Source organism: Streptomyces scopuliridis RB72 (genome assembly GCF_000718095.1).
GTDB classification, from domain to species: Bacteria; Actinomycetota; Actinomycetes; order Streptomycetales; family Streptomycetaceae; genus Streptomyces; species Streptomyces scopuliridis.
Map to the genome: position 1 here is coordinate 37465 of NZ_JOEI01000030.1, position 23472 is coordinate 60936.

At 71.9% G+C, this 23472-nt stretch carries 17 protein-coding genes; 15 read left to right on the plus strand and 2 right to left on the minus strand.

The window, feature by feature from the left end; all coding sequences use genetic code 11:
* Positions 1-220: 220 nt before the first annotated feature.
* The 4 genes from IF11_RS0130110 to IF11_RS0130125 all read left to right on the plus strand — a co-directional run bounded on the left by IF11_RS0130110 (position 221) and on the right by IF11_RS0130125 (position 3951).
* Positions 221-1492 carry a glycosyltransferase family 4 protein gene (locus IF11_RS0130110; RefSeq protein WP_030354931.1) on the plus strand — a complete coding sequence of 424 codons (1272 nt, stop codon included), beginning with the start codon at positions 221-223 and terminating at the stop codon, positions 1490-1492.
* On the plus strand, positions 1489-2367 hold the full coding sequence (locus tag IF11_RS0130115) for a hypothetical protein (protein ID WP_051746365.1): 879 nt from the start codon (positions 1489-1491) through the stop codon (positions 2365-2367). The genes IF11_RS0130110 and IF11_RS0130115 overlap by 4 nt, the downstream gene beginning before the upstream one ends.
* Before the next feature lie 55 nt (positions 2368-2422).
* The gene (locus tag IF11_RS0130120) at positions 2423-3382 is read left to right on the plus strand and encodes a helix-turn-helix transcriptional regulator (RefSeq protein ID WP_030354933.1); all 960 of its coding nucleotides are present in this window, start codon (positions 2423-2425) and stop codon (positions 3380-3382) included.
* Between the two features lie 353 nt (positions 3383-3735).
* A complete protein-coding gene (locus IF11_RS0130125; RefSeq protein ID WP_030354934.1) occupies positions 3736-3951 on the plus strand; it encodes an I78 family peptidase inhibitor in 216 nt (71 codons plus the stop codon).
* A gap of 132 nt (positions 3952-4083) precedes the next feature.
* Here the strand turns inward: IF11_RS0130125 and IF11_RS0130130 are convergent, their stop codons facing one another.
* On the minus strand, positions 4084-5085 hold the full coding sequence (locus IF11_RS0130130; RefSeq protein WP_030354935.1) for a phosphatase PAP2 family protein: 1002 nt from the start codon (positions 5083-5085) through the stop codon (positions 4084-4086).
* A gap of 425 nt (positions 5086-5510) precedes the next feature.
* Between IF11_RS0130130 and IF11_RS0130135 the strand changes: the two genes are divergently transcribed.
* The gene (locus tag IF11_RS0130135; RefSeq protein ID WP_037728967.1) at positions 5511-7253 is read left to right on the plus strand and encodes an MFS transporter; all 1743 of its coding nucleotides are present in this window, start codon (positions 5511-5513) and stop codon (positions 7251-7253) included.
* A gap of 143 nt (positions 7254-7396) precedes the next feature.
* The gene (locus tag IF11_RS0130140; protein WP_030354937.1) at positions 7397-8611 is read left to right on the plus strand and encodes an acyl-CoA dehydrogenase family protein; all 1215 of its coding nucleotides are present in this window, start codon (positions 7397-7399) and stop codon (positions 8609-8611) included.
* Between the two features lie 35 nt (positions 8612-8646).
* On the opposite strand, the gene IF11_RS0130145 is transcribed toward IF11_RS0130140, so the two are convergent.
* The gene (locus IF11_RS0130145) at positions 8647-9081 is read right to left on the minus strand and encodes a cell division protein SepF (RefSeq protein ID WP_030354938.1); all 435 of its coding nucleotides are present in this window, start codon (positions 9079-9081) and stop codon (positions 8647-8649) included.
* A gap of 237 nt (positions 9082-9318) precedes the next feature.
* Between IF11_RS0130145 and IF11_RS0130150 the strand changes: the two genes are divergently transcribed.
* The 9 genes from IF11_RS0130150 to IF11_RS0130190 all read left to right on the plus strand — a co-directional run bounded on the left by IF11_RS0130150 (position 9319) and on the right by IF11_RS0130190 (position 23467).
* Positions 9319-10485, plus strand: coding sequence for a DUF5685 family protein (locus tag IF11_RS0130150; protein ID WP_063759265.1), 1167 nt, complete (start codon positions 9319-9321; stop codon positions 10483-10485).
* A 393-nt stretch (positions 10486-10878) separates the two neighbouring features.
* Positions 10879-12921, plus strand: coding sequence for an FAD/NAD(P)-binding protein (locus tag IF11_RS0130155; protein ID WP_078490999.1), 2043 nt, complete (start codon positions 10879-10881; stop codon positions 12919-12921).
* Between the two features lie 15 nt (positions 12922-12936).
* A complete protein-coding gene (locus IF11_RS0130160; RefSeq protein WP_051746366.1) occupies positions 12937-14058 on the plus strand; it encodes an LLM class flavin-dependent oxidoreductase in 1122 nt (373 codons plus the stop codon).
* Positions 14055-15398 carry an NtaA/DmoA family FMN-dependent monooxygenase gene (locus IF11_RS0130165; protein WP_030354942.1) on the plus strand — a complete coding sequence of 448 codons (1344 nt, stop codon included), beginning with the start codon at positions 14055-14057 and terminating at the stop codon, positions 15396-15398. Before IF11_RS0130160 ends, IF11_RS0130165 begins: the two co-directional genes overlap by 4 nt.
* Positions 15395-16225 (plus strand): DUF1684 domain-containing protein, encoded by an 831-nt coding sequence (locus IF11_RS0130170; protein WP_030354943.1) that lies wholly within the window; start codon positions 15395-15397, stop codon positions 16223-16225. The genes IF11_RS0130165 and IF11_RS0130170 overlap by 4 nt, the downstream gene beginning before the upstream one ends.
* 263 nt (positions 16226-16488) lie before the next feature.
* Positions 16489-17571, plus strand: coding sequence for a S1 family peptidase (locus IF11_RS0130175; RefSeq protein ID WP_030354944.1), 1083 nt, complete (start codon positions 16489-16491; stop codon positions 17569-17571).
* A gap of 255 nt (positions 17572-17826) precedes the next feature.
* The gene (locus IF11_RS0130180; RefSeq protein ID WP_030354945.1) at positions 17827-21390 is read left to right on the plus strand and encodes a DNA polymerase III subunit alpha; all 3564 of its coding nucleotides are present in this window, start codon (positions 17827-17829) and stop codon (positions 21388-21390) included.
* Positions 21387-22376: a DNA polymerase Y family protein gene (locus IF11_RS0130185; RefSeq protein WP_030354946.1), complete on the plus strand. Its 990-nt coding sequence runs from the start codon at positions 21387-21389 to the stop codon at positions 22374-22376. The genes IF11_RS0130180 and IF11_RS0130185 overlap by 4 nt, the downstream gene beginning before the upstream one ends.
* Before the next feature lie 182 nt (positions 22377-22558).
* The gene (locus IF11_RS0130190) at positions 22559-23467 is read left to right on the plus strand and encodes an esterase/lipase family protein (RefSeq protein WP_030354947.1); all 909 of its coding nucleotides are present in this window, start codon (positions 22559-22561) and stop codon (positions 23465-23467) included.
* The last annotated feature ends 5 nt before the right edge of the window (positions 23468-23472 follow it).

The window sequence follows — 23472 nt, forward strand, 5'->3', positions numbered from 1 at the left end:
AATCAATGGGATGGCCGAAACTCATTGCTCCCTTCGGTGGTCCCGACACGGGGTCCGTGTGGCGTCCGAGGGGCGTCCGCGCGGCGCGCGGACGCCGTATCGGCGCGTGAACGTACAGATCCGCGCCGAGTCGGCACCATGTGGGTCATTTCCGCATCTACCCAGTCGGCCCGCACAGGGACCGGCGGAAACCGGAAGGACCAGGGAGACCCGGCACGGTATGCACCTCTCTTTTCTGCTCCACAACGCGTACGGCATCGGCGGGACCATCCGCGGCACGTTCAATCTGGCCGAAGCGCTGGCGGTCCACCACGATGTCGAGATCGTGTCGGTCTTCCGCCACCGCGAGGAGCCGGTCCTCGGAGCCCCGGCCGGAGTCCGGCTGAGTCACCTTGTCGACCTGCGGCGCGGCAGCCCCGACTACGACGGTGACGACCCGGAGCACCAGCGGCCCGCCCGGGTCTTCCCGCGCGGCGACGGCTGCTACCGGCAGTACAGCCGGCTCACCGACGCCAGGATCGGCGCCCGGCTGGCCGCGCTGGAGGCCGATGTCGTCATCGGCACCCGCCCCGGCCTCAACGTCCATCTCGTCCGGCAGGGCGGACACGGCCAGATCCGGGTGGGGCAGGAGCATCTGGCCCTCGACAACCACGGCCGCCGGCTGCGCTGCGAGATCGGCCACCGCTACCGGCTGCTGCACGCGGTCACCACCGTCACCGAGGCCGACGCCCGCGCCTACCGCACCCGGCTGTGGCTGCCCGGCGTACGGATCGTCGCCGTACCGAACTGCGTGCCCGCGCCCGCCGTCGCCCCCGCCGACTCCACCGGCAAATGGGTCGTCGCGGCCGGCCGGCTGACCCGGGTCAAGCGGTACGACCTGCTGGTGCGGGCGTTCTCCCAGGTGGTGGCCGTACGCCCGGACTGGCGGCTGCGGATCCACGGCGGTGGCGACGAGAAGGCGGCGCTGCGCCGGCTCATCGAGGAGAGCGGGCTGTACAACCATGTCTTCCTGATGGGCCCCACCGACCCGCTGGAGGCGGAGTGGGTGAAGGGATCGCTCGCCGCCGTCACCTCCAGCCACGAGGCCTTCGGGATGACCATCGTCGAGGCCATGCGCTGCGGGGTCCCCGTCGTCGCCACCGACTGTCCGCACGGTCCCGGCGAGATCATCGAGCACGGGGTCGACGGGCGGCTGGTGCCGGTGGGCGACGTGGACGCGATCGCCGGCGCGCTGCTCGGGCTGATCCAGGACGACGGACTGCGCCGGCGCATGGGAGAGGCGGCGCGCGTGGCCTCGGCCCGCTTCGACCCGGCGCGGATCGCGGAGCGCCACGCGGCGCTCTACGCCGAGCTGGCCCGGTCCTCGCGGGGGTCGTCCGGGGGCGCGAAGCCCCGCGACGTGCTGTGCCGCGGTGGCAGCGCCTTACTCGGCGGTGCGTTCACCGTCAGGGACAAGGCCGCAGATGTGATCCGAAAGGGCAGAACCGTATGACCAGACCCATCGGGCGGCGGGCGTCGCCCCCCGTGTGCACCGCCGACTGCATCGCCGACTCGGCGGGGGGAATCACCTTCGACGTCACGGACGCCGCCCGCCCCGGCGCGACGCTGGTGCTGCGCCGCCGCGCCGACGCGGTCGGGACGCACGGCGGCGGGGACGACGAGGTACGGCTGCCGCTGACCGGGCCCGCCACGGCCTCCGGCGCCGGGCCGGCACGGCTGCGCGCCGTACTGCCCAGCACCGTCGAACTGGCCGAAGGCCACTGGGACATCTTCACGGGCACCTCGGGCGACCGGCCCGTACGGCCCGGGATCAGGGACGTACGGGCGCTGATCGACCGGGTGCCGGGTACGGGCCCGGTCGCGGCCCGCGTCCCGTACCCCACCGCGGACGGCCGGCTCGCCCTCAGGACCTGGCTCCGCGCACCGCACGCCGAGGCCGGGACGGTCCGCTGCGCGCCGGCCGGGATGTCGGTCGAGGGCGTGCTGTACGGCGCCGAACTGGGCGAGCACGCGCGCGCGGAGGCCCGGCTGCACGGCGGCGACCGTACGCACCGGGTGGCCGTGACCGGCCGGGGCGGGGTGTTCGCCTTCACCCTGCCGTACGGACCGCTGGCCGAAGAGCCGGGCGGGCCGGGAGGGGAGAGCCGGCGCTGGGATCTCTGGCTGCTGCCCGCGCCGGACACCGCCGGCATACGGATCTCCCGCATCCTCGACGACATCTGGGACAAGCGGGCGATCCATGTCTATCCGGCCCACGCCGTCCCGGCGCACGGCACGGACGGCCGGCTGGCCGCCCCCGGCTACACCCATGACAACGATTTCTGCGTACGACTGGACCCCGCGCCCGCGCCCGTGCCGACGCCCTGACCGGAGCTGGGGCTTGCGGACAGAAGCTGTCCGCGAGGGCTGTCAGGCTCGGCCCATGTTGGAGACCTCGGCACGACTGCTGCGTCTGCTCTCACTGCTCCAGGCCCACCGCGAGTGGTCCGGCGCCGACCTCGCCGACCGGCTCGGCGTCACCCCGCGCACCGTACGGCGCGATGTCGACCGGCTGCGCGCACTCGGCTATCCGGTCAACGCCAGCCCCGGCACGGGCGGCGGCTACCAGCTCGGCGCGGGGGCCGAGCTGCCGCCGCTGCTGCTGGACGACGAGGAGGCCGTCGCGGTCGCCGTCGGCCTGCGCACCGCCGCCGGCAACGGAATCGAGGGCATGGGCGAGATCTCCGTACGCGCCCTGGCGAAGCTGGAGCAGGTGCTGCCCGGCCGGCTGCGGCGCCGGGTCAGCGCCCTCAACTCCTTCACCGTGCCCATGCTGCGGGGCCCGCGGGGGCCCATGGTCGACCCCGGGGTCCTCACGGAGCTGGCCAACGCCTGCCGGGACAGCGAGCGGCTGCGCTTCGCGTACCGCGACCACGAGGACGCTGTCACCCGCCGCACCGTCGAGCCGCACCGCCTTGTCTGCACCGAACGCCGCTGGTATCTGGTCGCCTGGGACCTGGACCGCGCCGACTGGCGTACGTTCCGGGTGGACCGGATCACCCCCACACCGCCGCACGGCCCGCGCTTCACCCCGCGTACCCCGCCGGCCGAGGACCTCGCCGCGTATGTCTCGCGGGGCGTCTCCACCCGGGCCTACGCCACGGCGGCGGTGATCCGGCTGCACGCGTCCGCCGAGGAGGCGGCCCAGGGCATCTCACCGTCCTCGGGCGTCCTGGAGGCGGTCGACGCGCACAGTTGTCTGCTGCGGACCGGGGCGGGGAGCCTGGATGTGATGGTGATCCATCTGGCGCTGCTCGGCTTCGACTTCGAGGTGATCGAGCCACCGGAGCTGACCGAACGCATCAGGGTCGTACGGGACCGGCTGTCCCGCGCCCTCGGCTGACAGGCACGCGACAGGCTCATGCCGACGGGAAGGCGCTGGTGCGGGCAGGTGTCGGCCGGCGGCGGATTGTGCGGGGGACTCGTGAATTCCTCGACGGCCCATCAATTGATTTCCGCGGTCGGCCGGAAAACGACCGTGGTGGGCGGTCGAATTCAGGGCCGGCTATTTATGTGATCTTCAGGGTTGTGGAATTTCTAAGAAGTCGGATGTGAAGGGGCCGTAAGAGTGACGCGTTCGCATCCGGAGCACGCCGGAACCTGTGACACAAGTGTGACCGCGGAGGGACGAGAAGCATACGGACGAGGTATCCGTTCGGCTTCCTTCGGCACTCCCCGGCGCCTACGGTGAGTGGTATGGCACCGATACCGACTCCACCCCGACAGCCCGACGACGTCCCCGAGTCCTATGTCGGACTCGACTCCGGGAGCGCCGAACGGACCGCCCGCGAGCGCGGCTGGACCACGGTCAGATCGCTGCCTCCGGGCTCGATCATCACCATGGAGTTCGTCGTGGGCCGGCTCAACTTCGAGGTGGAGGAGGGCCGGGTCATCCGCTGCTGGCTCGGCTGACCGACGGCCCGAGACGAGGCTCCTGACGGGCTCCCGACGGGCTTCTGAGACGTACGAAGGCCCCGGCCGGAGCCGGGGCCTTCGTACGAGCGGGGCGGGGCCGTGCGTACCGTCCACGGTCCCTGGGGGCGCTCAGCCGCCCGTCATGGGCCGTGAGTGCCCCGGCCGGCGGCTGCCCGCCGGGGTGACCGGCGTACGTTCCGAGCGCACCGCGTGCGGCCTCGACTGGGTGAGCTGACCCGTACCCGTGACGGTTCCGGTGGGCAGGCCCGCGCCGGTGTGGCCGCCGTGGCCTGCTCCGACGGGCTCGCACGGCGGCTCGTCGGCCAGCGCCGACGCCTCGTGCGACACCGGCGCGGGACGCGGGCCCCCGGAGGCGACCGGGGTCGACGGGGTGGTCCTGCGGCGCGCGCGCCACCGCTCGCGGACCGCGAAGACGGTCAGCTCGGCCCGGCCGATCAGCGGCTCGAACAGGGGCAGTGCCAGCAGGATCAGCAGCCCGGCGGCCCAGCCGAGCAGCACATCGCTCAGCCAGTGCGTACCGAGATAGACGGTTGTCGCACCGACCCCCAGGGCGACCACGGCCGACATGACCGACAGATAGCGCCTGGCCCGGGGCGTGGTGGCCAGATAGGCCAGGATTCCCCAGGTCACCACGGCGTTGGCGGTGTGTCCCGAAGGAAATATATCGCCGCCCGCGAAGAGCTCGGCCGAGCCGATCTGCGTCGCGTAGTGGGGGCCGAGCCGGCCGAGACCGAGCTTCACCGCCCCGACGGTCACATTGAGCAGCAGCAGCGCCGTGCCGAGGGCCAGCAGCGGCCGCAGCGTGTGCTGACGCCAGGAGCGCCAGCCCAGCCAGGCCGCGATCATCACGGCCGTGGGGCCGCGCTGCCCCAGCACCACGAAGTAGTCGAGGAAAGGATGCAGTTCCGGCCATTGCTGATAGGGCCGGAAGAGCATGACCTTCCAGTCGAGGATCACCAGCGAGGACGAGGCGAGCACGGCAACGACGATGGCGAGATAGAACGCCAGCGTCCCGCCGAAGAGAGCCTTGCGGGTGCGGCTCATCCGCGGGATCTCTATCTTCGGCGGTTCCGGCTCCCGGTCCAGACGGGCAAAGATGTCGGTACGCACCCCATCGACGTTACAGCGAGTGAGCGAATGAACCGGTCGATCCGGTCTCTTTGTGATGACGATGTGATGTGGAGTGCGTCTCGGAGCGCGGTTTATCAGGGGGACGTTCCGGAAATCGAAGGGACCTTCGTCCCTATTAATCGGCACGCCGTTCCTGAAACTGTCTTTCTGCGGAACAGAATGAGTTCACCGTGGCGTCGCACGGAATTTCCCTCCCGCTCGTGCGCGCTCGGAGTCCCGGTCCTGGCGCGGTGGAGTGGCGTACGCCACACTCGTCGGCCGGGACGGTGAGAGATGCGCCACGCGCCACGCGCGTTCACTCGCGTACGCTGACGGCTCACTCGCCCGTCGATGCCGGGCCGCTCCGAGGGACCCGTGTCCCCGTTGGCCCGCCGAGCGCGAGGGACGCATTGGGAGGTACTCAGATGTCCGGGAGCACCACGGCCGGCGCACGGCTGCGCGCGGCCGGGGCCCGCGGCGGTGCCAACCGCTGGATCGTCCTGGTCGTCCTCTGTGTGAGCCTGCTGCTGGTCGCGCTGGACGCGACCGTGCTGCATGTCGCCGTCCCGGCCGTCACCGCCGACCTCAGGCCCAGCGGTGTCGAGCTGCTCTGGATCGTGGACGCGTATCCGCTGGTCTGCGCCGCGCTGCTGATCCTCTTCGGCACGCTGGGCGACCGCATCGGAAGACGCCGGGTCCTGCTCATCGGATACGCGCTCTTCGGGGTGGCCTCGGCTGTCGCGGCCCTCGCCGATACGCCGCTGGTACTGATCGGGGCGCGCGCCCTGCTCGGTATCGGCGGCGCGATGATCATGCCCGCGACGCTCTCCATCCTGCGCGACGTCTTTCCCGACCGGCGCGAGCGCGCCATGGCGATCGGTGTCTGGACGGCGGTCGCCGCGGTCGGGGCCGCCCTCGGCCCGGTGCTCGGCGGCTTCCTCGTCGAGCACTTCTGGTGGGGCTCGGTCTTCCTGATCAATATCCCGCTGCTGGCGCTCCTGCTGCCGCTCGGCCGGCTGGTACTGCCCGAGTCGAAGGGCCCCGGCGACGGGCCCTGGGACGTGCTCGGCGCGCTGATGGCCGCGGCCGGGGTGCTCGGGGTGGTCTTCGGGGTGAAGCGGCTCGGCGCCGGGGAAGGGCCGCTCGGCCCCGAGACCCTCGGCCCGCTCTGCGTCGGCGCGGCCCTGCTCATCCTCTTCGTCCGCAGACAGCGGCGCAGGAAGCATCCGCTGATCGATATGCGGATGTTCGCCAGGCCCACGTTCTCCACCTCCGTCGGCTGCATCGTGCTCGCCATGCTGGCCCTGGTGGGCCTGGAGCTGATCGCCGTCCAGTACCTCCAGCTGGTGCTGGGACTCAGCCCGCTGGAGACCGGACTGCGGCTGCTGCCGCTCACCTTCGCCGCCATGGCCGCGGGCGTCACCGGCTCCGCCACGCTGCGCCGGGTGGGGCCGCGCCGGATGGTGGCCTGGGGCTTCGTGCTGACCGCCGGCGCCGTGCTGCTGCTGGTGATGATGGGCCAGCACGACCGGCCCGGACTGCTGACCGCCGGCTTCGTCCTGCTCGGCTTCGGGCTCCAGACCACGCTCTTCGGCGCGTACGAATCGATGCTCAGCGAGGCTCCGGCGGACCAGGCGGGCGGGGCCGCGGCCATCGGCGAGACCTCGTACCAGCTGGGTGCGGGCATGGGGATCGCGCTGCTCGGCAGCGTGATGAACGCGGTGTACGCGCCCGCGCTGTCGTCGGTGAAGGGTGTGCCCGCGGCGGCGGGTTCGGCGGCTTCCAGCTCGCTCGGTGAGGCCTATCAGGTGGCGGCCGGGATCGGCGGACCCGCGGGGGAGACGCTGCGTACCGCCGCGCGCCACTCGTTCGTCCACGGCCTGCATGTCACGCTGCTGGTCAGCGCGGGGCTGCTGCTGCTCGGCGCGCTGGCCGCGCTGCGGCTGCCGAAGGTCATGGAGTGTCCGCCGTGCGCCGACGAGGAGCCGCCCGTCGAAGCGCGTGAGGCGCGCGAGGAGACGCCCGAGGAGACGCCCGAGGCGCCCGAGTCCGGGGAGGCGCGGCCGCCCCGCCCGCAGGAGCGGCGACCGCCCCGGCCGCGCAGAGCGCCGTCGGCTCCACGCGAGTCCCCGGAGGCTGCGATCCCGGCGGGCCGTCTCTCCCGTTAGGCGTACCGGCCCGCGGGCCGGGCCGACGCCGACGGGGTGCGTCTGGACGCGCGGCACACTGAGTCGTACCGTCGTCACGGAGCCGTAACTAGCGCTGCTAGTTACGGCTCGTCCGAGCCGTGCGAGCCGCCGGAGGCCGTCCCATGTCCGCACCGTCCACGCCGTCCGCTCCGTCTGTCGCCAAGCCCCCGCCCTTCGACCCCGGCGACCCCCTCGGTCTCGACGATCTGCTCGAACCGGAGGACCTGGCGATCCGGGACACCGTGCGGACCTGGGCCGCCGACCGGGTCCTGCCGCATATCGCCGAGTGGTACGAGCGCGGCGAACTGCCCGTCATCCGTGAACTGACCCGCGAACTCGGCGGACTCGGCGCGCTCGGGATGTCCCTGACCGGGTACGGCTGCGCGGGCGCCACCGCCGTCCAGTACGGGCTCACCTGTCTGGAGCTGGAGGCCGCCGACTCCGGGATCCGCTCGCTCGTCTCCGTACAGGGCTCGCTCGCCATGTACGCGATCCATCGCTTCGGTTCCGAGGAGCAGAAGCGGCGCTGGCTGCCCGGCATGGCCGCCGGCGAGATCATCGGCTGCTTCGGACTCACCGAGCCCGACCACGGCTCCGACCCGGCCGGAATGCGCACCCACGCCAAGCGGGACGGCACCGACTGGGTGCTCAACGGCCGCAAGATGTGGATCACCAATGGTTCGGTGGCGGGGGTCGCCGTCGTCTGGGCGAGGACCGACGAGGGCATTCGCGGCTTTCTGGTCCCGGCGGGCAGCCCCGGATTCTCGGCCCCGGAGATCACCCACAAGTGGTCACTGCGTGCCTCGGTCACCAGCGAACTGGTCCTCGATGACGTACGGCTGCCCGCCGACGCCGTCCTCCCGGAGGTCACCGGACTGCGCGGCCCGCTCAGCTGTCTGAGCCACGCGCGGTACGGAATCGTCTGGGGCTCGATGGGCGCGGCGCGCGCGAGTTTCGAAGCGGCGCTTCAGTACGCCAGGACCCGGGAGCAGTTCGGCCGGCCGATCGGCGGCTTCCAGCTCACCCAGGCCAAGCTGGCCGACATGGCCCTCGAACTGCACAAGGGCATCCTGCTCGCCCACCATCTGGGGCGGCGCATGGACGCGGGCCGGCTCCGCGCCGAGCAGGTCAGCTTCGGCAAGCTCAACAACGTGCGGGAGGCGATCGAGATCTGCCGCACCTCACGGACCATCCTCGGCGCCAACGGGATCTCGCTGGAGTACCCCGTGATGCGCCATGCGACGAACCTGGAGTCGGTGCTCACCTACGAGGGCACCGTCGAGATGCATCAGCTCGTCCTGGGCAAGGCGCTCACCGGCCTCGACGCCTTCCGGTGACCCCGTGGGACCGGGCGAACCGGTGAGCGCCCTGCTCAGCTCTGGTTGAAGAAGCCGTCCTTGCCGCGGCCCGCGGCCTCGCCGGTGACGATCTCGGTGTCGGCGGGGCTCAGCAGGAAGACCCGGGTGGCCACGCGGTCGATCGAGCCGCGCAGCCCGAAGATCAGTCCGGCGGCGAAGTCCACCACGCGCTTGGCGTCGGCGGGCTCCATGGCCGTGAGGTTCATGATGACCGGGGTGCCGGCCCGGAAGAGCTCGCCGATGGTCCGGGCGTCCCGGAAGCTGTCCGGGGAGACGGTGGCGATTCTGCGGTCCTGCTCCGGGGCGGCCTCGGCGACGACCCGTACGCGCGGGTCGGTCCGCCAGTTGTCGCCGTTCTCCGCACCCTCGGCGTACTCGTCGTCGTAGTAACGCTCGTCGTTGTCCTCAACGAGGCCCAGCCAGGCACTCGCCTTGCGCACCGATCCCATGGACGCCTCCTTTCACCGCGGTCACATGACGTTCCCTATCCCTATGGTCGACCATCATGCGGATTGCGCGCCAAGGGGATAGTCGGCGCGCAGATGATTCGTGACGGTACTGGTGCAGAAGATGTGGCGGTTCGTCAAGGTTCTTCCAGCGTACAGGCCCTGAGTCGGTACAAAATATTACGTTCCGGCCAGATGGGTGACGCTGGGGACGGACGGGTGAACCGCTCGCTCGGTACGATGCGTCACGCACTTGTGAACGACTCTCGGGGGATTGTCGTGTTCGGAATCGTCAGACCGTGTACGCATCGGCTCGCCGACGGGCTCAAAGCCGAGTGGACGGCTCATCTCTGCGGGCTCTGTCTGGCACTTCGCGCGGACCACGGGCAGTTCTCCCGGGTCGTCACCAACTACGACGGGCTGATCGTCTCGGTTCTGACGGAGGCTCAGACCGAGCGCACCGCACGGCAGCGGCGCACCGCGGGCCCCTGTCCGCTGCGCGGCATGCGTACGGCGCCGATAGCCAGGGGCGAGGGCGCGCGGCTCGCCGCCTCCGTATCGCTGGTGCTCGCCTCGGCGAAGATACGGGACCACGTCGCGGACGGGGACGGGCTGTTGAGGCGCCGGCCGCTGGCCGCCGCCGCGCGCCGGGTCGCCCACGGGTGGGACAGGGCGGGCGCGCGCACCGGCGCGGAGCTGGGGTTCGACACGGCCGTCCTGGTCGACGCCGTCGAGCGGCAGCAGGGGATCGAGGCGCTGGCCGGTCCCGGTACGCCCCTGCTCACCGTCACCGAGCCGACCGAGACGGCGACCGCCGCGGCCTTCGCGTACACCGCCGTTCTGGCGGGCCGGCCGGGCAACAGCGCTCCACTGGCCGAGGCCGGGCGGCTCTTCGGGCGGCTCGCGCATCTGCTGGACGCCGTGGAGGACCAGCCTGCTGACGCCGCGTCGGGTGCGTGGAACCCGCTCACCGCGACCGGTACGTCCCGCGCGGAGGCGCGGCGGCTCGCCGACGACGCGGTGCGCGGAATCCGGTCGGCGCTGCGGGACGTGGAGTTCACCGACGGCAGGCTGGCGCATGTGCTGCTGGCGCACGAACTCCGGGTCTCGGTCGACCGCGCTTTCGGCACGACGGCCTGCGCGCACGAAGGGCAGGGGAGCGGGGGGCTGCCGCCCGGCTTCGGGCAGCAGCCGCCGCCGAAGCCGGGCAAGCGCGGCTTCCTGGCCGGCTGCGCGGTCTTCGTCGGGCTGTGCTGCACCTGCAGACTCTGTTGTGCGGACGAGTACGAGGGCCCGTGGTCACGCAAGAAGCGTGAGGGCTGCTGCAACTGGTCCGACGGCTGCGACTGTTGTTGTGAAGGGTGCGACTGCTGCGACGCCTGCAGTTGCTGCGACTGCGGAGCATGACGGGCGTCCATGCGACGGGGCGTGCGAGGGGGAGGGAGAAGCGTGGCGCTCTGCGTGTGAAGGCACGCGGGGAAACGGCGCGCGTGCGCCGGAAGTACGGGGAGGCCGTGCAGGGCGTCAGCTCAACAGGAAGAGGACCACACGCGACCGAAGTCGATGTGGGAGCGCGTGACCAGCCACTGCTGCGAATGCATGAGCCAAGTGGAACAGGCATCCGTTTCCGCGTCAACCGAGCCGAGACGGACGGTTCACAGTACGGACAAGCTTGACAACAGGCCGTAGGCACCGCTTAGCCTCCCTACGGACAAGCGGATCGTGCTGAGGGGCTCGGTCCGCCTGCGTTTTCTGTGAAGGCACTCCCGTGTTCGATCGCTGTATCCACGGAGCCTTCGCATGCCTGTGTCCTCTGTGTCCTCGGTCACCGTCCGCACTCCACCCCTGACCCCGTCTGTTGTCGTGGTCGGAGCAGGTCCGCGCGGCACAGGCTTTCTGGAGCGGATCGCCGCCAACGCGCGCTCCCTGTACGACGGTCTGCCGCTGGACATCCATCTCGTGGACCCGCATCCGCCGGGGGCCGGGCGGGTCTGGCGCCGTGATCAGTCGTCGCTGCTCTGGATGAACTCCATGGCCGAGGACGTGACCATGTTCACCGATGACACGGTGGCCCTGGCCGGTCCGGTACGGCACGGACCCGCGCTGCACGAATGGGCACGGGACATCAGGGAGGGCAGGGCGCGGCTCTCCGCCGAGTCGGAGGCGGCCGAGGCGGCGCTCGCTCCGTCCGAGGCCGGGCTCCGTGCCGAGATCGCCGCTCTCACCGGCCAGACCTTCCCCAGCCGCCGGGTGCAGAGCGCCTATCTGAGCTGGGTGTACGAACAGACCGTCGCCGCCCTGCCGCCCGGTGTGACTGTCCACCAGCACCGCACGGACGCCGTGCGCGTCAGCGGTCCGCGCGGCGGACGCCAGCGCGTCTGGCTCGCGGACCGTACCGAACCGCTCCTCGCCGACCTCGTTGTGCTCACCCTCGGACATCTCGACGCCGAACCGGACGCGGAACAGGTGGAGTTGAGCCGGTTCGCGGCAGAGCACGGACTGATCCATCTGCCGCCCGACTTCACCGCGGACAGCGATCTGTCCGCCCTGCCCGCCGGCGAACCCGTCCTCGTCCGCGGCTTCGGACTCGCCTTCGTCGATCTGATGGTGCTCGTCACCGAAGGGCGCGGCGGACGCTACTCGGGGAGCGCCGGCCACGACAACGGGGAGCTGGTCTACCACCCCTCGGGACGCGAACCGGTCCTGTACGTCGGATCGCGGCGCGGTGTCCCGTACCACTCCAAGATCGGTTACGGGCTGGACGGTGAACGGCCCCCGCTGCCCCGCTTCCTCGGGCCCGGGCAGATCGACGCACTGCTGAGCCGGCCGGAGCCGCCCGACTTCCGGCGCGATGTCCGGCCGCTGGTCGACAAGGAGCTCGGCTTCGCGCACTACCACCGCCTCTTCACCGCGCACCCCGAGCGCACCCGCGTCGACTGGACCGACTTCGAGGAGAAGTACGCCGCCGCCGACCCCGGCAGTCCCGAACTGGACGCCCTGGTGAGCGCGGCCGTACCCGACCCCGCCGACCGGCTCGATCTCGCCGCCCTCGACCGGCCGCTGGACGGGCTGCGCTTCGACTCGTACGACGCGCTCCAGGACGGGCTGCGCGACTACATACGCGCGGATCTGGCCCGGAGACACGACCCGGCCCACAGCGCGGACCTCGCCGTCTTCTTCGGGCTGCTCTCCGTCTACGGGCAGCTGATCCGCCTCGGCGACCTCGGTGATCCCGGCGGCAGCTGGCACGGCTTCTTCAGCTATCTCGCCTCCGGCCCGCCGGGACCCCGGCTGCGCCAGCTGCTCGCGCTCTCCCGGGCCGGGGTCGTCCGTTTCCTGGGCGCGGACATGTCGGTCGAGGCCGACGGGCGGCGGGGGATCTTCCGGGCGGGCAGCGCTGCCGTACCGGGGGAGTACGTCGAGGCACGCGCGCTGGTCGAGGCGCGGCTGCCCGACCCCTCGCCCGAACGCACCCGGAGCCCGCTGCTGCGCGCGCTGTACGAGGAGGGGGCCGCCGCGATCTCGGCGGGGCTGGTCCGGGTCGACCCCGGCGACGGGCGGCTGCTGGAGCGCGACGGCACCCCGCATCCCCGCCGCTTCGCGCTCGGTCCGTACACCACCGCCCGGTCCAGCGGCGCCTTCACCCGGCCGCGTACGGGCGGACCCGCGTTCCGGCAGAACGACGCCACCGCGCGGGCCGCGCTCACCCTGCTCGCCGGCCTCGCGCGGCCCCCGGCCGCACCGCCCCCGGCCGCACCGCCCCCGGCCGCACCGCCCCCGGCCGCACCGTCCACGGACGCTTCGGCTCCTCAACCGCCGGACGGGCTGCCCGTCCGAAGCTGAAAGGTAAGGCCCGCCATGTCCGCCACCCGACCTCCGCACCGACCCCGGCACAATCCGCCGCACAATCCGCCGCACCGCCCGCTGTATCTCGCCGCCGAGATCGGCGGTCAGCGGTCCTTCGACGCCGCGGGGTACGTCGAACTCGCCCGGCTCGCCGAGCGGGGCGCCCTCGACTTCGTCACGCTCCAGGACTCCTTCGCGCGCCCCGGCCCCGACGCGCTCGCCGTGCTCTCCCGGGTCGCGCCCGCGACCGAGCGCATCGGGCTCGTGCCCACCGTCACCACCACCCACACCGAGCCGTTCCATGTCTCCGCGGCCGTGGCCACCCTGGACTGGGTGAGCCGGGGCCGGGCCGGCTGGCTGGTCGATGTGTCCACCACTCCGGCGGAGGCCCGGCTGTTCGGCCGCCGCCCGGCCGCCTCCGTCCCCGCCCTGTGGCAGGAGGCGGGCGAGGTGGCCGAGGTGGCCGCCCGGCTCTGGGACAGCTGGGAGGACGACGCCGAGATCCGCGATACATCGACAGGGCGCTTCATCGACCGCGGCAAGCTGCACTATGTCGACTTCGAGGGCGCCACGTTCACGGTCCGCGGCCCGTCCATCGTGCCGCGCCCGCCGCAGGGCCACCCCGTCACCGTGGTCGACGCGACCGAGGGGCACAGCAGGGAGACCGCCGCGCGCCACGCGGATGTGGTCCTGGTCAGGGCCGGGCGGCCCGACGAGGCGGCGGCGATCAGCGAGAAGCTCCGGTCACGGGCCGCCGACCACGGCCGTGACCCCGGCACCCTGCGGGTGCTGGCCGCGCTCACCATCGATCTCGGCGACGGCGAACGCCCGGTGGAACCCGGTCTGGAGAGCGCGCCGCGCACGACGGCCGGCGACACCGGACCGCACTACCGCGGCGGCCCCGTCGATCTCGCCGACCTGATCACCAGCTGGCACGGCACCGGCGCCGTGGACGGCTTCCATCTCACGCCCGCCGAGCCGCGGCGCGATCTCGAACGGCTCGTCAACGGCACGGTGGCGCTGCTCCAGCACCGCAGTCTGTTCCGCACCTTCCATCCGGGCGGCACGCTCCGCGAGCATCTGAGCCTCGCACGCCCGGCCAACCAGTACGCGCCCGCGGGGGGAACCTCATGACGACCGACACTTCCCGTACCGCCCGCAAGCGGATCCATCTCGCCGCGCACTTCCCCGGGGTCAACAGCACCACCGTATGGACCGACCCCCGTTCCAAGTCGCAGATCGACTTCTCCTCCTTCGAGGCCCTGGCGCGCACCGCCGAGCGCGGGAAGTTCGACTTCTTCTTCCTGGCCGAGGGGCTGCGGCTGCGCGAACACAAGGGCCTCATCCACGATCTGGACGTGGTCGGCCGTCCCGAATCCCTCACCGTGCTGAGCGCGCTGGCCGCCGTCACCGACCGGCTCGGCCTCGCCGCCACCGTGAACGCCACCTTCAACGAGCCCTACGAACTGGCCCGCAGGCTCGCCACGCTCGACCATCTCAGCGCGGGCCGCGCCGCCTGGAACGTGGTGACGTCCTCCGACGCCTTCACCGGGGAGAACTTCCGGCGCGGCGGCTATCTCGACCGCGCCGACCGCTACACCAGGGCCGCCGAGTTCGTGGCGACCGCGCGGGAGCTGTGGGACTCCTGGACCCCGCCCGCGCCCGGCGCCCCGTACGGCACACCGCGCCCGTTCGCCCACTCCGGGCGGCAGTTCGAGATCGAGGGGGAGTTCACCGTCCCGCGCTCCCCGCAGGGTCACCCCGTGGTCATCCAGGCGGGCGACTCGGAGGAGGGCCGGGAGTTCGCCGCCTCCGCCGCCGATGTCATCTTCACCCGGCACGGCACCCTGGAGGCGGGCCGCGAGTTCTACGCCGACACCAAGTCCCGGCTGGCGAAGTACGGCAGGGACCCGGATGACCTCAAGATCATGCCGGGGGTCACCGTCGTCCTCGGCGACAGCGACGCCGAGGCGCAGGAGCGGGCCGCCGGGATCCGCAGGCAGCAGGTCTCCCCGCAGAACGCGATCCTCGCCCTGGAGCAGGTCTGGGGGCGGGACCTCTCGGCGTACGACCCGGACGGGCCGCTGCCGGGGATCGATCCGGACCCGGACTCCGCGCTGGTCCAGGGCCGGGTGCGGATCGGTGATCCGCTCGCGGTCGCGGCCAAGTGGCGGGCGCTGTCCGAGGCCAAGGGGCTGTCCATCCGGCAGACCGTCATCGAGACCACCGCGCGGCAGTCCTTCATCGGCACCCCGGAGGGCGTCGCCGAGAGCCTCGACACCTTCGTGCGGACCGGGGCGGCGGACGGCTTCATTCTCGTACCGCATCTGACCCCGGGCGGTCTTGACGACTTCGTGGACCGGGTCGTACCGCTCCTCCAGGAGCGTGGGGCCTTCCGTACGGAATACGAGGGCGCCACCCTGCGCTCTCATCTCGGGCTTCCCGCACCCGAATGGAAGGGGTCAGCCGCATGAGCACGGATGTAACGGATGTATCCGGCGTTTCCCTCACATCTGTTCAGAAATGGGAGAGGTGGCGCGAGCGCCGGGCGGCCACGGTCTCGGCGCCGTACGGACCGCTCTCGCTCACCGGCACGCACTGGCTCGCCGACTATCCGGAAGGTCATCTTCCGGATGTCCCCGGGGTGTGGCGCGTGGATGAGGACGGGGACGGGGTGGTGCTGACGGCGGCGGACGGAGACGGACTGACCGCCGACGGCCGGCCGCCGGGTCCTGTCCGGGAGATCCGGCTGACGGCGGACAGCGGCCCGGTCGAGGAGTCCCGGATCGCGGCCGGCGGGCGCAGGCTCGTCGTGCTGCGCCGCGAAGGGCTCTGGGCGGTCCGTTCCTTCGACCCGGAGTCCGCCGCGCGGCGCGCGTTCCGGGGCATCGAGGCCACGCCGTACGACCCGGACTGGACGCTGCCGGGCCGCTTCCGGCCGTACGGCACGAGCCGCACCGTCCGGGTCGAGAACGCCGACGGGCGGGAACGGGGCCTCGGGCTCGGCGGTGAGATCGCCTTCACCGTCGGCGGTACAGAACACACCCTCCAGGTCGCGGTCGAGCCCGACGGCTCGCTCTGGGCGGTCTTCGCCGACACCACCAGCGGGAAGGGGAGTTACCGCTTCCGCTTCCTGCGGCCCGCCGCCCCGGCGGCGGACGGGTCGGTGACGGTCGACTTCAACCGTTCCCTGCTGCCGCCGTGCGCCTTCGCGGACCACTTCATCTGCCCGTTCCCGCCGCCCGGCAACACCCTCCCGATCGCCGTGCCGGCGGGCGAGCGTCAGGTGCTGCCGGGCTGACGCCTCCGATAACAGGGGCGAATTCAAGACAGGACTAGTCCTCACCCGCTGATGACGCGGTGATCGCACCAGGTGTTCGCACATGGAACCGTCCCTGCCCGGAAGCGGTCGGCCGACGACCCGGCGTACGAGGGCCGTTGCGGGTGTCCGTCCTGAAGTCGACCTTGTGTGTTACTGGCCAGTCTCGGAATAGTGGGAGCCGCAACCTCCGTGTCAGGTACACCCCACATGGCCTGACACGGTCCCCCCACAGGAGGCTGACGTTGAATCATCGGCGTATATCCAAGAAGCGAGTGACGATGGCGGGAGGTGCCGTGGTCGCTCTGGTGGTCGCGGGTGTGACCTTCCAGACTGCGAACGCCAGTGAGAGCACACCCCAGTTCACGGTGAAGTCGCTGACCGCCACGGCGGCCGGAACTCTCGCGTCCACCCTGGACGACAGCCTGGGCGCCGGCGCGGCCGGCGCGTACTACGACGCCGGGTCGAAGGCGCTCGTGGTGAATGTCGTCAACGAGCAGGCGGCCGAGACCGTGCGCCAGGCCGGCGGCAAGGCCAGACTGGTTCAGAACTCCCTGGCCGAGCTGAAGAGCGCCCGGCAGACCCTCACGGACCGGGCGACCATTCCGGGTACGTCGTGGGCCGTCGATCCGGTGACCAACAAGGTGGTCGTCACGGCCGACCGTACGGTCACGGGCGCGTCCTGGGACACGCTCAGCGGCGTGGTGAAGGCGCTCGGCGACAAGGCCGAGCTGAAGAAGACGGCGGGGGAGTTCAAGCCCTTCGTCTCCGGCGGTGACGCCATCACGGGCGGCGGCGGGCGCTGCTCGCTCGGCTTCAACGTGGTCAAGGACGGCGCGCCGTACTTCCTGACCGCCGGGCACTGCACGGAGTCCATCCAGACCTGGTCGGACGCGCAGGGCACCGAGATCGGGACGAACGAGGGCTCCAGCTTCCCGGACAACGACTACGGCCTGGTCAAGTACACCGCCGACGTGGCGCACCCGAGCGAGGTGAACCTCTACGACGGCAGCACGCAGGCGATCACGCGGGCGGGCGACGCGACCGTCGGCCAGCAGGTGACCCGCAGCGGTTCCACCACCCAGGTGCACGACGGTGAGGTGACCGGACTCGACGCCACCGTGAACTACGGCAACGGCGACATCGTCAACGGGCTCATCCAGACCTCGGTCTGCGCCGAGCCGGGCGACAGCGGCGGCTCGCTCTTCTCGGGCGACACCGCGCTCGGGCTGACCTCGGGCGGCAGCGGTGACTGCTCCTCGGGCGGTGAGACGTTCTTCCAGCCGGTGCCGGAGGCGCTCGCCGCGTACGGTGCCCAGATCGGCTGACCGAGATCGGCTGACCGAACCCGCTGGGAGGAGGGGCCCGGTCCACCACTGCCCGTGGTGGACCGGGCCCCTCCGGGCGTTCACGGCGCCGCTTCTCCCTGGTATCGGCGCAGGTGGGAAGGGCTCGCACGGCTGACCGGGGGACCGGTCCCCCACCCTCGCGGCAGTATCGTACGCACGTTCGAAACTTGGTCTATGGTGGAGAGGCGGGGGAGGTGAGAGCAGACTGAGAACGGACTGATCCAGGAGGTGCGGATGCCCGGCTTCACGCATCTGCACACCGTCTCCGGGTACTCCTCGCGGTACGGGGCCTCCCACCCGGAGCGGCTGGCCGCGCGCGCCGCCGAGCGGGGCATGGACGCCCTCGCCCTGACCGACCGCGACACCCTCGCGGGCGCGGTCCGCTTCGCCAGGGCATGCGCCGCGGAGGGGATACGGCCGCTCTTCGGGGTGGAGCTGGCGGTGGGCGAGCGGGCGCGCGAGGCGGGCCCGGCCGGACGCAGGCGTACGCCCGTGCGCGGCGGCGCCTTCATCGACGAGTCCGCGCCCCGCGCGGTCTTCCTCGCCCGTGACGGCGCGCGGGGCTGGGCGGAGCTGTGCCGGCTCATCTCCACCGCGCACGCCTCGGCGGACACCGCTTCGGGTGGCGGCGGGCACGCTCCGGTGGGCGGCGGGCACGTTCCGGGCGGCGGCGGTCCGCTGCTGCCCTGGCAGGACAATTACGGCTCGGGCCTCACCGTGCTGCTCGGGCCCGACTCCGAGATCGGCCGCGCCCTCGCGGCGGGCCGTCCCGACCGGGCCGCCCGGCTGCTCGCGCCCTGGCGGGAGATCTACGGCGACGCGCTCCGGCTGGAGGTCGTGCACCACGGGCGTACGGGCACGGGCCCCGGCTCGCTGCGGCATGCCGCCCGTACCCTCGGCTTCGCCACCGAACAGGGCGTACGCGCGGTGCTCAGCAACGCCGTGCGCTACGCCGACGCCGGGCAGGGCCCGGTCGCCGATGTCCTCGACGCGGCCCGCCGGCTGGTCCCCATCGACCCGCGCAAGGGGCTGGACAGCGGGGAGCGCTGGCTCAAGGACCCGGCGGGGATGGTACGGACCGCCGAGCTGGTCGCCGAGGCCGCCGGATTCCGCCGCGACACCGCCCACCGGCTGCTCGCCCTGACCGAGGAGACCGCCGCCGGCTGTCTGGTCGACCCCGTGGACGATCTCGGCCTCGGCACCGTCCACTTCCCCGAACCGCGGCTGGTCGGCGCGGACCGCCGTACCGCCGGGCGGGTGCTGCGCTCGCGCTGCGCCGCCGGGATGGTGCTGCGCGGCTACGACCGGCGCCGCGACCACCGGACGTACTGGGGCAGGATGGACGCCGAGCTGCGCACGATCGAGGAGCTCGGCTTCGCCTCCTACTTCCTCACGGTCGCCCAAGTCGTGGACGACGTACGGGACATGGGCATCCGGGTCGCCGCGCGCGGCTCCGGCGCGGGCTCCCTGGTCAACCATCTGCTGGGGATCGCCCACGCCGACCCGGTCGCGCACGGACTGCTGATGGAACGTTTCCTCTCCACCCGCCGGCGCGGACTCCCTGACATCGACATCGATGTGGAGTCCGCGCGCCGGCTGGAGGTCTACCGGGCGATCCTCGACCGCTTCGGCCCGGAACGGGTCGCGGCCGTCGCCATGCCCGAGACCTACCGGGTGCGTCATGCCGTACGGGACGTGGGCGCGGCCCTCTCCATGGACCCGGCCGAGATCGACCGGATCGCCAAGTCCTTCCCGCATATCCGGGCCAGGGACGCCCGCGCCGCGATGGAGGAACTGCCCGAACTGCGCGAGCTGGCCGGGGAGCTGCGGCGGGACGGGGCGAAGTACGGCCGGCTGTGGGAGCTGGTGGAGGCGCTGGACGCGCTGCCGCGCGGGGTCGCCATGCACCCGTGCGGAGTGCTGCTCTCGGACGCCTCGCTGCTGCGCCGTACCCCGGTGGTGCCGACCAGCGGCGAGCACTTCCCCATGTCCCAGTTCGACAAGGAGGACGTCGAGGAGATGGGGCTGCTCAAACTCGATGTGCTGGGCGTACGGATGCAGTCGGCGATGGCGCACGCCGTCGGGGAGATCGAACGGGCCACCGGCGCGCGGGTGGACATCGACGATCCGGAACAGGTGCCGGAGGGCGACCCCGAGACCTACCGGCTGATCCAGTCCGCCGAGACCCTGGGCTGCTTCCAGATCGAGTCGCCGGGCCAGCGCGATCTGGTCGGCAGGCTCCAGCCCGCCACCTTCCACGATCTGGTGGTCGATATCTCGCTCTTCCGGCCGGGGCCGGTGGCCGCCGATATGGTGCGGCCGTTCATCGAGGCCAGACATGGCCGCGCGCCCATCCGCTATCCCCATCCCGACCTGGAGGAACCGCTGCGGGAGACCTATGGCGTGGTCGTCTTCCACGAGCAGATCATCCGGATGGTGGACATCATGACCGGCTGCGGCCGGGAGGAGGCGGACAAGGTGCGGCGCGGGCTGTCCGACCCCGGGTCGGGGGCCGGGATCCGCGCCTGGTTCGAGCAGCGGACGCGGCGGAGGGGATACACACCCGAGGTCATCGCGCGGACCTGGGAGATCGTCGAGGCGTTCGGCTCGTACGGCTTCTGCAAGGCGCACGCCGTCGCGTTCGCCGTACCGACCTATCAGTCGGCCTGGCTCAAGGCGCACCATCCGGCCGCCTTCTACGCCGGGTTGCTCACCCATGATCCGGGGATGTATCCGAAGCGGCTGCTGCTCGCGGACGCGCGGCGGCGGGGGGTGCCGGTGCTGCCGTTGGATGTGAACCGTTCGACGGTCACTCATAGAATCGAACTGGTGTCTGAGGGTGGGGTATCTGGGGATGGTTTGTCCGGGGGCGGCGTCTGGGGGGTGCGACTGGCGCTCTCCGACGTCCATGGCATCAGCGAGGCGGAGGCGGCCCGGATCGAGGCGGGACAGCCGTACTCCTCACTGCTGGACTTCTGGCAGCGGGCCAGACCGGCCCGGCCCGTGGCCGAACGGCTCGCGCAGGTGGGCGCGTTGGACAGGTTCGGCGCCAACCGGCGCGATCTGCTGCTGCATCTGTCCGAACTGCACGGAGCGCAGCGGAGAGCGGGGGCGTACGGAGACCAGCTCCCGCTGGAGGGCGGGCGGCGGACCGCCCCCGCCGGGCTGCCCGACCTGGGCGACGCGGAGCGTCTCAGCGCCGAGCTCGGGGTCCTCGGCATGGACGCCTCCCGCCATCTGATGGGAGATCACTACGCGTTCCTGAAGGAGCTGGGAGCGATGTCGGCCAAGCGGCTGCGGGAGGTGCCGCACGGCAGGACCGTACTGGTCGCGGGCGCCAAGGTGGCGACCCAGACGCCGCCCATCCGCTCCGGCAAGCGGGTCATCTTCACGACGCTGGACGACGGTACGGGCCTGGTCGATCTGGCCTTCTTCGACGACAGCCACGAGGCGTGCGCGCATACCGTCTTCCACTCCTGGCTGCTGCTGGTGCGCGGGGTGGTGCAGCGGCGCGGTCCGCGGAGTCTGAGCGTGGTGGGCGCGGCGGCCTGGAACCTGGCGGAGCTGGTGGAACTGCGCGAGAAGGGCGGGCTGGACGCGGTCGCGGCCGCGCTGGACGCGCCCCCGGCACCGGCGGCCCCGGTGTCGCCTTCCGGTGGTCCTTCAGGGGACGACGGCCGGCGCATCCAGATGCCCACGGGCTACGAGATGAACCCTTGGTCGGACCTCAAGCCACCCGGCGAAGGGCTGCCGACCGGACGGAAGTTGTGGCACTCCAGCCCGGGGAGCGCGGGATGATCCTCTGCATACGGTTCCACTCCGGCCCGGAACTCCAGGGAGGCGGCGGGTCCGGGGCGACGCTGCCCGCGCTGGTCGGGCTGATCGAGGACATCAGCCCCGCCGTCCAGGCGCTGCCGCCGGACACCGCGCTCGTCGATGTGCGCGGTGCGGAACGGTACTTCGGGCAGGACGCCGCCGGGATCGCCTCCGTACTGCGGGTCCGTGCGCTCGCGCACCTCGGCACCGGCTGCACGATCGGGGTGGCCCCCACCCCGATGCTGGCCCGGATGGCCGTGCGGCGCGCCGCGCCGGGCACGACGCTCGTGGTGGCGGACGACGGGCGCGCGATCGAGCGGTTCCTGGAGCCCGGCCGGGTCGGCGAACTGCCCGGCGTCGGCGCCGCGACGGCCCGCGCGCTGCGCGCGTACGGACTCGACACCATCGGGAAGACCGCGGCCGTACCGCTGTCCACGCTCCAGCGGATCACCGGGGTGCGGATGGGGCGTGAACTGTACGAGAAGGCCCACGGGGTGGACCGTACGGGGGTCGCCACGAACGCCGCCGCCCGCTCGCTCGCCGCCGAACGGACCTTCTCCCGCGATGAACTGGACCAGGAGCGGCACCGCCGCGCGCTGCTCTCGATCACCGAGGAGCTGGGCGTCCGGATGCGCGGCACGGACCAGGTGTGCCGCTCGCTGACCCTCACCGTGCGGTACGCGGACCGCTCCACGACCACCCGTACGCGCGCGCTGACCGAGCCGACCGCCCACTCGGCGGCGCTCGCCGGCGTCGCGTACCGGATCCATGAGTCGCTCGGGCTGCAACGGGCGCGGGTACGGGCTCTCTCGGTACGGGCCGAGGGGCTGGTCCCGGCCGAACACGCCACCCATCAGCTGACGCTCGACCCGGCGGACGACCGGGCCCGCCGGATCGAGGCGGTGGCGGACCGGGCCCGCGCGAAGTTCGGCCCGCGCGCGATCGTGCCGGGGTCGCTGGCCGCGTAGCCCTGGTCATGTGTTTTGACCGCATAGTGGTGGACGGCGCCGCGCGTCGCACTTTTTACCGACGCGTAACTTCCCTTCTTCTCCTTACTCATGCGTAACTTCATAGCGGAAGCATCTTTGTGGTCCGGGCCACAGGGCTGACAGTCATCGCCATTTCCCTTGAGCCGCAAGGAGATCACACGATGCTGCCCTGGAAGCGCGCGCTCGGACCACTGACCGCGCTGCTGCTGGCCGCTACATTCCTGGCCACCCCCGCCGTTGCCGCGACCCCCACCGCGGCCCCCACCGCCCCCACTTCCGTGTCCACCGCCCCCGCTCTCTCCGCGTCGTCGAGCAGTGGCTGGAACGACTACTCCTGCAAGCCCTCGGCCGCCCATCCCCGTCCCGTCGTCCTCGTCCACGGCACCCTCGGGAACGCCATCGACAACTGGCTCGGCCTCGCCCCGTATCTGGTGAACCGCGGGTACTGCGTCTTCTCCCTCGACTACGGGCAGCTCCCCGGCGTCCCGTTCTTCTACGGCCTCGGCCCCATCGACGCCTCGGCCGGGCAGCTCGCCACCTATGTCGACAGGGTTCTCGCGGCCACCGGCGCCGCGAAGGTCGATGTCGTCGGCCACTCCCAGGGCGGCATGATGCCGCGCTACTACCTGAAGTTCCTCGGCGGGGCGGCGAAGGTGAACGCCCTGGTCGGCCTCGCCCCCTCCAACCGCGGCAGCACCCTGCTCGGGCTGACCCGGCTGCTGCCGTACTTCCCCGGGGCGGGCGATCTGCTGAACGAGAAGACCCCCGGGCTCGCCGACCAGGTGGCCGGATCCGCCTTCCTCACCAAGCTCAACGCGGGTGGTGACACCGTCCCCGGGGTGCGCTACACCGTGATAGCCACCCGGTACGACGAGGTGGTCACTCCGTACCGGTCACAGTTCCTGACCGGCCCCGACGTACGCAATGTGCTGCTCCAGGATCTGTGCCCGGTCGATCTCTCCGAGCACGTGGCGATCGGGACGATCGACAGGATCGCCTTCCACGAGGTGAACAACGCGCTCGATCCCGCCCGTGCCACCCCGACCACCTGCGCCTCGGTGATCGGCTGATCCGT

Bases quoted from the DNA above. Each gene is read 5' to 3' on its own strand.
- IF11_RS0130110 (WP_030354931.1), top strand. From the start codon at position 221: ATGCACCTCTCTTTTCTGCTCCACAACGCGTACGGCATCGGCGGGACC.
- IF11_RS0130115 (WP_051746365.1), top strand. From the start codon at position 1,489: ATGACCAGACCCATCGGGCGGCGGGCGTCGCCCCCCGTGTGCACCGCC.
- IF11_RS0130120 (WP_030354933.1), top strand. From the start codon at position 2,423: ATGTTGGAGACCTCGGCACGACTGCTGCGTCTGCTCTCACTGCTCCAG.
- IF11_RS0130125 (WP_030354934.1), top strand. From the start codon at position 3,736: ATGGCACCGATACCGACTCCACCCCGACAGCCCGACGACGTCCCCGAG.
- IF11_RS0130135 (WP_037728967.1), top strand. From the start codon at position 5,511: ATGTCCGGGAGCACCACGGCCGGCGCACGGCTGCGCGCGGCCGGGGCC.
- IF11_RS0130140 (WP_030354937.1), top strand. From the start codon at position 7,397: ATGTCCGCACCGTCCACGCCGTCCGCTCCGTCTGTCGCCAAGCCCCCG.
- IF11_RS0130145 (WP_030354938.1), bottom strand. From the start codon at position 9,081: ATGGGATCGGTGCGCAAGGCGAGTGCCTGGCTGGGCCTCGTTGAGGAC.
- IF11_RS0130150 (WP_063759265.1), top strand. From the start codon at position 9,319: ATGCGTCACGCACTTGTGAACGACTCTCGGGGGATTGTCGTGTTCGGA.
- IF11_RS0130155 (WP_078490999.1), top strand. From the start codon at position 10,879: ATGCCTGTGTCCTCTGTGTCCTCGGTCACCGTCCGCACTCCACCCCTG.
- IF11_RS0130160 (WP_051746366.1), top strand. From the start codon at position 12,937: ATGTCCGCCACCCGACCTCCGCACCGACCCCGGCACAATCCGCCGCAC.
- IF11_RS0130165 (WP_030354942.1), top strand. From the start codon at position 14,055: ATGACGACCGACACTTCCCGTACCGCCCGCAAGCGGATCCATCTCGCC.
- IF11_RS0130170 (WP_030354943.1), top strand. From the start codon at position 15,395: ATGAGCACGGATGTAACGGATGTATCCGGCGTTTCCCTCACATCTGTT.
- IF11_RS0130180 (WP_030354945.1), top strand. From the start codon at position 17,827: ATGCCCGGCTTCACGCATCTGCACACCGTCTCCGGGTACTCCTCGCGG.
- IF11_RS0130185 (WP_030354946.1), top strand. From the start codon at position 21,387: ATGATCCTCTGCATACGGTTCCACTCCGGCCCGGAACTCCAGGGAGGC.
- IF11_RS0130190 (WP_030354947.1), top strand. From the start codon at position 22,559: ATGCTGCCCTGGAAGCGCGCGCTCGGACCACTGACCGCGCTGCTGCTG.